Origin of the sequence: Rubricoccus marinus (assembly GCF_002257665.1) — a bacterium.
In the GTDB taxonomy this organism is placed as follows: domain Bacteria; phylum Bacteroidota; class Rhodothermia; order Rhodothermales; family Rubricoccaceae; genus Rubricoccus; species Rubricoccus marinus.
The window spans coordinates 2,630,239-2,642,223 of the sequence record NZ_MQWB01000001.1; the positions used below are offsets into that span (position 1 = coordinate 2,630,239).

Sequence of the window (11,985 nt, forward strand, 5' to 3'; positions counted from 1 at the left end):
CTAGAAAAGAAAACGGGCGCCGAACCCGAAGGCCCGGCGCCCGGGAGATTGCATCTAACGCCAGAGGCTGGCGCGAGAAGCGTTCATCTACCGCATGTGGAGCATGCGACGGCTGACGCGCTGGCCGTCAACTTCCAGTGCGAACACGTAGACGCCGCCAGCGAGGCCGGTTGCATCGAACGTGACCGTGTGAGAGCCGCTGGCGCGCGGTCCCTGGGCAAGCGTGCGGACCTCACGGCCCGTCACGTCGTAGACCTGGACCTTGACCGTCGCCGGATTGTCGAGCTCAAACGTGATGTCCGTGGAGCCGTTGAACGGGTTCGGGACGTTCTGGTGAAGCGTCACGCCGTCGACCTCCGGACCGCTCTGAACGGCCGTGCCTGCGAAAGTGAACTTCTGCAGTGCGGGGGACGCGAGGTTGAACTCACCGACGTACGCGACGGTGCCTTCCGGGTTGAACGCGATCGCGCGGGGGCGGCCGTCACCGGGGTTGTTCCAGACGATCGAATCCGAAGGAGCCGGAGTCGGGTCCGTGAGGACATCGTTGGCGTCGAACTCGTACCACGTGTGCGGCTGGTAGCGGCGCTCAACACCGTTCGCGTCGGTCCAGTAGCCGGTTGGCAGGTCGTTCGGGCTGCCTGCGCTTGCCCAAACCTTGCCACTCGTCGGGTGAATAGCCATGGACTCAACAGCCATGCCCTCAAACGCGATGGTCAGCGAATCGTACGGCGTGAGGTCGTCCGGGCGCTGGAGCACCGTTGCCACCTTAGCGCTGTAGTTCGGCACGATGACGGTGTTGCCATCTGGGTACGCGAACAGCGTGCGGTTGAAACCGAGCGAGGGGTTCTGGAGGTTCTCGATAAAGTCCAGCGTAGAGCCGCTGTACTTGGCGACGGGGTCACCAGGGAAAACGCCCGTGAGGTATAGGTCTCCAGCGTTGTCGACGGCCGGTCCTGCGGTTCCGCGGGTATCCAGGATGGTCGGCGTGAGGACGTCCAGGACGTTACCGCTGGTGTCCATCTTGTACACCGTGTTAAAGAAGATGGCGTACACGTTGTCATTGACAACGCGCAGACCGCGTCCCGTGTCGTACGACCAGTTCAGGGCGCCATCGCTGTTGCGGACCAAGCTTCCACCGAGGGTATCCGCCTCACCGCCAGGCAGCGTTACGGTAGCGATCGGCGAGAAGGAAGCTGGCGTTCCGTCAGCCTTGTAAACCCGCAGGGTCGTAACGCGGCAGTTTCCGGTGGTCGCGTTGCAGTCAGCGGTGTCCCCCGTTGGGAACGGGCTGACCGCGACGCTATCGCCGGTGAACGGGTAGTAGGACTGGGTCCACACGTCTCCGTTAGAAGCCACTCCGAGACCGTGGATGTGTGGGGTGTTGGGGTTTTCTCCGCCTGGGAAGTCGCTATCGTAAACCCACTGGGCCGAAGCGGCAGGGGCGACGAGAAGCGCTGCGAAGAGCAGTATCAGTCTTTTCATTATGATGGGTATGTGAGAATGCCAGGGGCTGGATTGCCTCTGGCGATGGAGCGAGCAAGAAGCCTAAGGGGCTCCTTGACGTCGCGTTTCGAGTTTGTAGAGTTGGGCCGGCGTGGGTGCGGCTTCTGGCGTAGCGCCTGGAACGACTGGCGTCGAGTAATACAGGCCGGTACTGCCGTCCCATGCAAGGGCCCGGACCGGACCGGTGATGACCCCAGGGTATAGCGGGCTTCCGACCCCTCCGGCCGTGACCTCGTAGATCGGGTTCGTGCGGTTCGTTGTGCCGACGTACATCGTGCCGTCAGCAGCGAAGGCGATGGACGTCACGCTTCCCGTTGGCGGCGTGTACACCACTTCTCCCGCTCCAAGATCGCCAGAGGCGTCGATGGGGAAACGGACCACGCGGCTCGTAGATGTGCTTTGGGAGGCGACGTACAGAGCTCCATCGCGCACGATCATGTCTCTCACTACGCCGGTGAATGCTGCGCCCCCGACTTGCGGGGTAGAAACCGTATAGGAACGGTCCGCAGCGAACTTGTAGAAGCGGGTTTGGGGCGCCGGTTCTCCCGTTCCAGGAGCGGGCTCCGCGCCAGCGGCCCAGACCGCGTCGCCAGAGGCGTTTGCGACGACGGTGAATGCGGGCGGTTGCTCTGCCGCTGCCGCTGCCGCAAACACAGATCCCACGCCTGTAGCCGGAATGGAGTAGATCGCGCGGTTGCTCAGCACCCCGATCAACGTGCCGTCGGTGTTGTAAGTGAGGTCCACCCACGGCCGAGCGGCCTCGGCGACTCGCGTCCTCTCGCCAGAGGTTTCGTCGAATGCGAAGATGCCCTGCGCGTCGCCGTTGCGCTGGAGTGCGGCGATAAGGTTGCCGTCGTTATCACGTGTCAGAGCGACAACCTCCTCGGCTTCGGAGGTCACGACGGCGCCGAAAACCTCCACCGCTGCGGTAAGCCCGAAGACCATCGGAGAGCTGTAGTTCTCGGCGCCCACCACGCTGATCCGCAGGTTGAGCGTCGCGCCAGGGAAGTTGGGAGTCTTCACCCGCAAGCGGGTTGCCGACGCTTCAATCACCTCGCCTCTGGCGAAGTCCCCGTTGCCGTTCTCGAAGTACACGAGGTTCTCGCTCGGGACAGTCGAGAAGTTCTGGCCCTCAATGGTGATGACGTCAATGCCCGCCAGAACGATGGGGTCATCGGTGGTCACGTTCGAGATGACGGGGTCCGCCAGCGAAGGGCGGTCTGGATCGTAAAGGCTACTTCCGGGGCCGCCGTCGCACCCCGTGAGAAGCGCGATCGCGAGCAGGAAAGAGAGGGGCGCGAGGCGCATGTGTCTAGAACGAGAGGTGGACGGCGACGCGGTGAACGGCGTCGAACACGCCAAAGTCGGTGTAAGCATAGTCGGCTCCGATGCCGAGGCCAGCGACGGACTGCTTGACGCCAGCCCCGAGGCTGATGCCTTGCTCATCTGTGGGACTGACGTACCCGGCCCGGAGTGAGAGCGTCTCGGCAAAGGTGTACTCCGCGCCCACCTTGAGTTGCTCCGAGAAGTCGCGCGGGTTCTCCGCATCTACGGAGAGCAGAAGGCTGTGAGGGCCTGTCGCCATCGGTGTGAGGTCCAGCACGTCCATCGAGACGCCGATGTGGAGCGTGAGCGGGAGTTGCGCCCCTTCGTCTTCGAAGGTGACCTCTTGCGAGAAGTTGCGGGCCGAGAGCGCAAAGTTGAGACTCTCGAAGCCCGTTTTGTAGAACACGCCGAAGTCGTACGCGAGAACGCCCTGTGCGACGTCGGTGAACTGTAGTTCTCCCCCTTCATCGTAGCGAGTCGGAGCTGCTCCGAAGTCCTGGCGTGCGTATTTGACCTGGCCGCCTGCGGAGAACTGATCCGAAAAGGCGCGGGCGTACCCAATTCCGGCCATCCACGCACTGGGCGAGAAGCTTCCGATCTCGCGGTATCCCTGGTCGCTGTCCTCGAAGACGGTCTGCGTAAGGTCGCCGTAGTCCGCGAACGCGAGGGAGCCTCCGAAGACGCCGAGGTTTCCAGCTTTATATGAGAGGCTCGCGTGGTTGTAATCGATACTCGCGATCCACTGCGTGTTCGAGATCATCGCGTCCGTGTCCGCCTCCTGCCACGCGAGGGCTGCGGGGTTGTAGAAGAGAGCGTCCGAGCCTCCGACGAGCGAGGTCATGGCATTTCCGAGCGCAGCCGAGCGGGGGTCCGCACTTACCGCGAGAAACTTCATCGCGGTCTGCGCAAGCTTGTCGCGGTTGGTGACGATCTGCGCCTCTGGCGTCTGCGCCAGAGGCAGCACGGCGAGTGCGAGGAGGAGCGTCCGAAGCACGAAACGAGTAGGCATGAGGGGGGGTCGCATCGGGCGCTATCGGATGATGACGAACTTTTGGATTGAGCGGTCGCCGGCTTCGAAAAGCATCTCGCCCGTGTCCAAGTCCATGATGTCGTCGGTGACGGTGATGACGGCGATGTAAACGCCAGAGGCGATCACCTGACGCGAGCGTGTCGTCTGGTACCAGAACTCATCGCCACTTCCGTCTGTGTGCTCGATCGACTCAATGAGTTCCCCGAGTTCGGTGTAGATGTCTATCCGGCACTGCCCGGGGATGTTGTAGAAAGCGAGCTTGTCCCCTACATCGAAGAACCGAACGGCGTCTTGCGGTCTCGTCTCGGAGCCTCTGGCGGAGCCGAGGTAGAACGGGTTGGGAACGATGCGAATCTGATCCATCGCGGTCCCCGCCTGCCTCTGCAAGAAGCCGGGATCGTACGTCTGCGTGTAGTAGCGGCTACTGCGTAGCGGGACACCTGTCGGCGTCTGCCCAGTGCCGTCGTTGCTGCTACCGTCGGCCACGGATTGGATGTAGTAGAAGTACTGGATGCCACGCGTGGGCGTCAGGTCATCGAAGCTTGTTTCCGCTGCGCTCGCGGTGTGAACCAGCGTGTATGTGCTGTCGAAAGCCGAAGCCGTACGGTAGATCTCATATCCCGTGAGTCCGCTGGCATCCGCTGGCGGCTCCCACGTAAGGCTGATCCGGTCTCCGCCAGAGGCGACTGAAAACGCGCTCGGGGGTGCCGGCGCTTTAGGGATTGCGAAGTCCGACTCGTAGTTGGAGATGGCGCGCCGGAACGTCTGGAACAGCGAGTCGCGCCCTGTAAAGACCCACTCGTTCTTGGTCATTGTCTCCCCGTCGTAGGTCAGCGGTGCACCAGGGGCTCCGTCGGCAGCGAGCCATGCTCGGCCGAGAGCTGTGTTGGCCTCGCGGCTGAGGCCTGCAGCGCCTTCAGCGAAGACGATCCGTACGCTCTCGCCAGGGGCCAGTGTGTAGGGCCCGTAGCCATTGGCAAAAGAGAATCCGCCAGAAGTCCCGAGCGAGGGGTCGTTTGTAGGCGCCAACCACCCTTCTGGACCTGTTGGCTCTACCGCCCAAGCGTGCCGAGGGCTCCTGTGGCCGCTGGCCATCAGGTTGTACTCTCGTTGCATGGCCGTGACGTTAAACGGGTCATTGTTCGAGTTGATGGGATCGTCCGACCCGATCCACGTCGTCGTAGATGGTTGCCCTGCGTCGTCGCTGTCGTCGGTTGCAGAAGCATCGGCATGCAGCGTGACGACGCCGACGAACTGCGATGCGCCCAACCGTCCGAGCGTATCGCTCGGTGCCACGTTCGCGGCTGGAAGAGCTTCGGGGAAGATGGGACCGCCGATGTTGTCGTATGCCGTGAAGGCCGGAAACTTGCCGTGCCACGCGTACTGCGCTCGGAACTGCTCGTCGGCAGGATCGGCGCGGACGCCGTCGCCTCTGGCGTCGTTCATCGTGTTCTTACCCCACCCGGTCGCGTTGCCAATGACGTACCGCGTTTCACGCGCGACGGAGAGGCGGTACTGGTAGAAGGGCCGCAGTCCCTCGATAGTCTGGTTCGGCAGTTCGATGTCGGCGTCGTTGTCCACGTTGCCCGTGTTCGTAAACGTGTACTCGATCACGTGGTAGTTGTCGTGATACTCCTGGCTGAACTGCATCACGCGCCGCGTGACCGTTACACCGAGCAACGTGTTGACCTCAGAGACCAACATGATGTCTGCTTCCATGGTGGGGTCCACCCGGTCAACGACCATCTCAGCCGAGGGGAAGCTCGGGTTGCCGTCTACCAAGACCGTGGGGAGGTCGTAGCGCGATACGAGTTCGAAGCGGACCGGGAAGACTTCACCGACGCCGGTCACGCGAGGCCCGACGTGGACCACGCGCACGGGGTACGCTGTCCCGAGCTCATCCACCACGTTTTCAGCGCCGAGCCAGAAGCCCTTCGCGGCCTGCATGTCCGTGAAGGAGTAGATACCAGGCCACCTCATCCCGTACTGCTGGGAGGCTATCAGCCCCTCCTCGATCTCATTGCCTGAGGCCGCATACCAGTTGTGAAAAGAGCCGCCCGCGACCCATTTGGTCGGGAACTGGGCCGATGCCGGTCCTGCGGCGAGACCGAAGAGGAGCGCGGCAACCGCCAGAGGCGGTAGGAAAGCCCGGAAGCGTGAGGCGAGAAACATGCGGTGCGGGGAAAACATCTGGGCAGGTCTCACTAAAGCGAGATGCGGAGACCGACGAACACGTCGCGGGGAGAGATGAAGTTGAGGAAGCTCTGATTCGGCATATCGATGTATGCCTTGGTATCAAGCACTTCTTGCAGACGCGACTCATCTACGGGGCGCCACTCGCCGTTCTCGAAAGTGGAGTACGCGCCGGTCTCCCGCTCGTAGTAGATCACGTTGGGGTTTGGCACTTGGTCGGCCTGAGTGCCTTCGTTGTACTGACAGTCTCCAAACCCACTACGTGAGGGAACGCTGCAGATCGGCTGGAACGCCACGTCGGGGTCGCGGAAGTCCCCCACCTGATCGTTGCCCGGGACGTTGGTGTAATCGCTCGACTCAGGGAAGTGCAAAGAGCGGTAGTAGTCCGTCCGGTCCGTTCCGTCCACGTACCCGAGGCCTGAAAGGTCTTTACGGTCCAGCATGTTGAACACGTCGGCGAAGAACGACACCCTCCGCCCCGCAACGTTGAAGTTGCGAGCGAAGCGTAGGTCGAGTGACCAGAAGTCCTTGACCCCCACGTTGCGCTGGATGTCCGGCGTCCCTGCCGTGGACAGGCCTACCCACGTCGCGTTGCCACCGTCCTGCCAGCGTCCGATAAAGCTTACGCGCCAGTCCGCCAGAGGCCGGAGCCCTGCGAGGTTGGGGCCGAAGTCTTCAGGGACGAGCAGGTCGATGTTGGCGCGAGCAAAGGGGCGCGGTTGAGCTTCAGACTGTGCGTTCCGCCGGGCGGCGTCGCTCTCGGCCTGCTGCCGCTGATCGGAGGGGTTTTCGAAGATCGTCGGGAAGCCAAAGTATCCAGACGTGAACACGGAGTATGTGTAGTTGACGAACCCCTGAATCCACCGTCCGCGGTTGCGGCGCAAGGTGATCTCGAACCCGCGGATGTCCTCGTAGGAGTTGGGCTCGCTCGTGAGGTAGTCCACAGAACCTCGCCCCTGATAGTTCACCGAGAAGGGCTGGAGCGAGACGTCCTTGTAATAGCCAGCTAGCCGGACGAGGTACTGATCAAAGAAAGACTGTTCGTACCCCAGCTCGTACGCGACCGTCTTTGGGAGAGGCGCGTTCGGGTTGCCAATCCGAGAGAGCTGACCGCCATCGCTCGTAACGCGGACGAGGAAGAGGTCGTCGGGATCTGGGACCGCTCGGAAGTGCCCGTAGTTGAAGAACAGCTTCGAGACGGAAGTGACCGGGAAAGAGACACCAAGTCGGGGGCTGATGTTGAACTGAGACTCGACACCTACCGTGGTAAGCAGAGTATCCAGACCGGGCCGGGGGTCACCATTCTGAGTTGGAATGACCGCGAGGCGAGGATCAAACGAGGTAAACTCGTACCACTCTCCTCGGGGGTCGGTGTAGTCCCCGCGGAGGCCAATGTTGGCGATCATGCCACCAAACTCCAGCTTGGTCTGCCCATAGACCGCTGCGCGGATGGGCGACCGGTCCCACTGGCTCCACTCGTTGCCCCCAGTGAGCGCGGAGTCGATGCTGGCGTAGTTGGCCTGGCTCCGGGTCAGGTTGTACTCCAACCCGGTCTTGACTTCCATGAAGCGGTTGAGTTGGCTGGTAAGGTCGCCTTTGAGGTTCCAGACCGCGACGCGGCTGGAATCACGCGCGTTGGACATGCCGACGCCCATCCGCATTCCGTCCACGCCCGTAGAGGTGCTGTAGAAACCGGCTTCGTTGAACGGCTGCCATCCAAACGGCGCCTCGTCGAACCCGACGCCGCCGAATGTGACCACGTCTGTTGCCGTGTCACGGCGCCGGCCGGGGTTGGTGTCGTAGCGCGACTCGAAGCGGTTGACGCGGAGCTCGTAAAACGTCTTGTTGGAGACGGAATGCGTCAGCGTGCCGCCAAGCTGGTTGTACGTGACCTCGGACGGCCCCCAGTAGTCACCGGAGAAGATGCGGCTGTCGATAAAGCCAGAGCCCGCGTCCAGGTTGCCGGCGATGCCGCTGTTGCTGCGGAAGAAGCCTGGCTGCCCGGTTCGGCTCGCGCCGGTACCCGCCTGGTTGCCCAGGCGCCCCTCCAAGCTCAACTTCATGGCGTTGGTGAGGTTGCTCGTCACCTTGAGGTGTCCCGTTTGCTCCGTGTAGCGGTCCGTGTGGAGCGGGATCATGTAGAGATCCTGATCGCGGCGGTACGAGCCGAAAAAGCGGAGGCCGCCCAAGCTTTTACTCAGGAGAGGAACGGGACCGCCGAACCCGATATCGAGGTCGTAATCCGGTGCCGTGATCTCGAACGACTTCCGGTGCTGCCACAGGAACGCCTGCTGGAGAGCCTCTGGCGACAGGTCGTCGGTGGGATCGTCGTTGCGGAGGAGTTCCTCGGAGCGAGCGATCCACCCGCCGAACGGGGCGTACTGGCGGCGGACCTCTGGCGACCACTGGTCGGTGCCCATCATCGAGACCTCCGGGTCTAGGAAGGGGCGGATCCAGTACGAGTCGGGGTCATTCGCGAGGATGCCGCTGTTCTTCTGCGTCGCTGGGCTGAGACGGGCCGTGACGTCCACCTCATAGGTGTCGCGGCTTCCGTCTTTCGTGATCACGTTGACGACGCCAGAGCGGACGTTGCCGTACTCGGCGTTGAAGCCACCCGTCTGGACCTGCACCTCTTGTACGGACGAGAGCGGGACCGTGGAATACGGCGAGTTGTTGCGCTCGTCGCGGAGCGTGAGACCGTTCACCTGGAACGAGATCTCGTCGGAGCCCGAACCACGGACCGAGAGGCCCTGGACGCCCGCTTGGAGCCCCACGACCGAGGCAACGCTGCTCACCGGGAGCGATTCGATCTCTGCCGCAGAGATGTTGGAGCGGCTGTTCGAAACATCGGTCTCCACAACGGGGCGCTCGGCCCGGACGACGATGGTTTCAATGCCGAGGTCCTCCTCGCGCAACGTGACGTTGACCGTCGCGGTCTGGCCGATGTTGACGTCGATCCCCTCGATTACCTGCTCCGTGTACCCGAGTGCAGAGACCCGGATGGTCGTGGGCTGGGGAGAAACGTTGAGGACGGTGTAGTAGCCGTCGATGTCTGCCGCCGCTCCCTGCCCCGTCTCGACAACGATGACGTTGGCTCCAGGGATGGGCTCACCCGTACCACCGTCGGTCACTCGGCCGGCAATCTTGCCGGACTGAGCGAAAGCGGGAGCAGCGAGGAGGGTAACGAAGAAACAGAGGACGACCGGGGATAGGGTCCGAACCATCATGGGATGGGATGTCCGCCAGAGGCGGCCAGCGAGTAGGGAACAGCGCTCGCCAGCGGCCATCCTATGGAAACGCTTCCAAAGGCGCGCGGGGTGGTGGGGCGAGCGGTGCGCAATATGCGGCCCGTGCGGCAAACGGTGCAAGGTGAAACAGGGCGAGGTTGGGTGCGCTGAAGCGTAGGGGCCTCCCAGTGTCGTGAAGCGAGCGTTACCAAAAGGCCTTTGGCGGCCCGCTTAGAAAACCGTACGTCGTGCAAACCCAGACCCCTTCGCGGGAGGCGAGAGGCGGAGCGCACTGCCCCTCCCCTCACCCGGTCAAAAAAACGGCCTCTGGCGGGTTCACTTCCCGCCAGAGGCACTCGTTGCCGGCTAAGGCATCTCGTGAACGGTCACGAACGCCTCCACGGCGTAACACTCCGGAAGCCCGAGGGCGTCCAGTTCGGCTGCCGTCGACGTGTTGCGGTCACGGGCGCGCTCCCAGAACTCACGCTCGTCGTAGGCGCCGGGAAAGAGCGCGCGGTCTTTCTGGCTCTCGTGCTTGTAGATGGCCTCGATCTTGAGGTCGAGGTCGGCACGGGACATGGGCAGGAAGACATCGGCGCGGTCGATCTCCCACTCCTGCCAGGCGCCGCGGTAGAGCCACACGAGCGGGCGCAGGTCACCCTTACGGGGCGCGGTCTCGCCAGCGGCTCCTGGTCCCGAGGCCTCTGGCGCGATCTCCGCGTTGTACTGGATCAGCGCTTGCTCGATGGCGACGTAGCACATGCGGTGTGTGCCGTGCGGGTCGGAGAGGTCGCCGGCGACGTAGATGTGCGTCGGCTCCAGTTCGCGGAACAGGTCGAGCACGATCTCCACGTCGGCTTCGGAGATGGGGTCTTTCTTGACGCGGCCCGTGCGGTAGAACGGCATGTCCATGAAGCGGGCGTTCTCGGCGCCGAGCCCCATCACTTCGAGGGCCGTGATGGCCTCGGTGTACCGGATGGTGGCCTTGATCTCCTGGACCGCTGCGGTGTCGACCTCGGCGGGCGCCTTGGCCTCCAGATCCGCCATGATGCCCTTGACCTTGTCGGCGATGGCGCCGGAGTCCGAGCCCATGACGCCAGAGGTCATGTCTACAAAGCGGAGGTGACGGCGTACGTCCTGATCGAAGACGGCGACCGACCCGTTGGTCATGTAGGCGACCGTCACCTCGTTCTTGTTCTGGACAAGAGCGTGCAGCATCCCGCCCATGGAGATCACGTCGTCATCCGGGTGCGGGCTGAAGACGAGGACCTTCTTCTTGCGGGGCAGGCCCTTGGTGTAGACCACGCGGCGGCGGAGGTCCTCGAAGACCATGCGGCACAGCTCATCCACGCCGCCTCTGGCGTGAACAAGGTCGTGGAGGTGGTTGCGGTGGAAGTCGCCTTCGTCCAGCCGGAGGATGGCCTTCTCGGTCTGGCGCGAGAGCCAGATCACGGCGCGCTTGGCCGCAGCGTCGTCCCAGTCCACGCGGCGGACGAGCCAGGGGGTCTTCTCGCGCGTGAGCTCGGAGGCTGCGGCGCGATCCACGTAGAACGTGGCGTTCTGGTGCATCTGGAGGTACGTCGCCGAGACCTGCGCGTTGGGCGCCTCCTCTACGGCCTGCCGCACGATAGGCGCCTTGTGCTCACCCGTCGCCATGAGGATGATCTCGCGGGCGTCCAAGATGGTGCCGACGCCCATCGTGATGGCCTCTCGCGGGACGTACTTCTCCTCGAAGAAGTCCGAGGCGGCGTCTTTGCGCGTGATCTCATCCAGGACGATGAGCCGCGTGCGGTCCTCTGGCGTCGAACCCGGCTCGTTAAAGCCGATGTGTCCGCTGCGCCCGATGCCGAGCAGCAGCAGGTCCAGGCCGCCCGCCCGCTGGATGGCGCGCTCGTACTCCGCGGCGTGCTGCTCCATCGCCTCTGGCGGGAGGTCGCCACGCGGGATGTGGACGTTGCCCTCCGGGATGTTGACGTGATCGAAAAAGTTCTCCCGCATGAAGCGGTGATAGCTCTGCAGCGAGTCCGGCTGCATGGGCACGTACTCGTCGATGTTGAACGTGACCACGTTCGAGAAGTCCAGTCCCTCCTCGCGGTGCATCCGGATCAGCTCCTGGTACACGCCGATGGGCGTGGAGCCTGTGGGCAGGCCGAGAACGGCCGGGTCTCCCGCGGCGCTGCGGGCTTCGATCAGCGTGCGGACCTGCCGGGCGGCTTGCCGGGCGAGCTCGGAGGGCTCATCGAAGATGAGGACGGGGACGCGCTCGGCGCTTTGCCGGGAGGCAGGCGCGGGGCGGCGAGGGGTGTAAGCGGGGGTCATGTCCCGAGGGGGGTGAGGTGTGGCCGGTGCGCGGAGGCCTCTGGCGGAGGCCCCGGTTTCCGTGCGTGCGTATCCGTCTCCCGAAAGCCCTTCCAGGCGCGCGCCAGCAACGGGCGAGCGGGCCCGCGCGTGCGGCGCCAGAGGCCCGATGAGCGGGCACTCGTCTGAAGGGGGAGACCACGTTGCGTACAGCAACGGGAGGGCCAGTCCCGGCGAGGCCGGGAGATCTGCTCAGGAACGCAGCCGAGGAAAAAGTTGCGGGGCCAGTGGGGCTCCACGCGAGCGGCATGTGTGCGAGCGGGCTAACCTAGGCAGGGCGCTTCGCCCGGCGCCATTTTTTCCCGTCGCTCCGCTCGTTTTCGACTTGATGCCCCGCCCCTTCCGCCC

At 63.7% G+C, this 11,985-nt stretch carries 6 protein-coding genes; all 6 read right to left on the minus strand.

Annotation, left to right across the window (positions count from 1 at the left end):
* Positions 1 to 87: 87 nt before the first annotated feature.
* Positions 88 to 1,338, minus strand: a complete 1,251-nt coding sequence (locus BSZ36_RS11180; RefSeq protein ID WP_218827648.1) for a FlgD immunoglobulin-like domain containing protein — start codon at positions 1,336 to 1,338, stop codon at positions 88 to 90.
* A gap of 207 nt (positions 1,339 to 1,545) precedes the next feature.
* Positions 1,546 to 2,811 carry an IPT/TIG domain-containing protein gene (locus tag BSZ36_RS11185; RefSeq protein WP_179271148.1) on the minus strand — a complete coding sequence of 422 codons (1,266 nt, stop codon included), beginning with the start codon at positions 2,809 to 2,811 and terminating at the stop codon, positions 1,546 to 1,548.
* Positions 2,812 to 2,815: 4 nt separating this feature from the next.
* Positions 2,816 to 3,838, minus strand: coding sequence for a PorV/PorQ family protein (locus BSZ36_RS18990; protein ID WP_179271149.1), 1,023 nt, complete (start codon positions 3,836 to 3,838; stop codon positions 2,816 to 2,818).
* 21 nt (positions 3,839 to 3,859) lie between these two features.
* Complete coding sequence (locus tag BSZ36_RS11190) at positions 3,860 to 6,049, minus strand: fibronectin type III domain-containing protein (protein ID WP_094548946.1); 2,190 nt, start codon at positions 6,047 to 6,049, stop codon at positions 3,860 to 3,862.
* Between the two features lie 14 nt (positions 6,050 to 6,063).
* Positions 6,064 to 9,183: a TonB-dependent receptor gene (locus BSZ36_RS11195; RefSeq protein ID WP_218827649.1), complete on the minus strand. Its 3,120-nt coding sequence runs from the start codon at positions 9,181 to 9,183 to the stop codon at positions 6,064 to 6,066.
* A gap of 462 nt (positions 9,184 to 9,645) precedes the next feature.
* On the minus strand, positions 9,646 to 11,598 hold the full coding sequence (gene nagB / locus BSZ36_RS11200; protein ID WP_094548950.1) for a glucosamine-6-phosphate deaminase: 1,953 nt from the start codon (positions 11,596 to 11,598) through the stop codon (positions 9,646 to 9,648).
* Positions 11,599 to 11,985 lie beyond the last annotated feature (387 nt).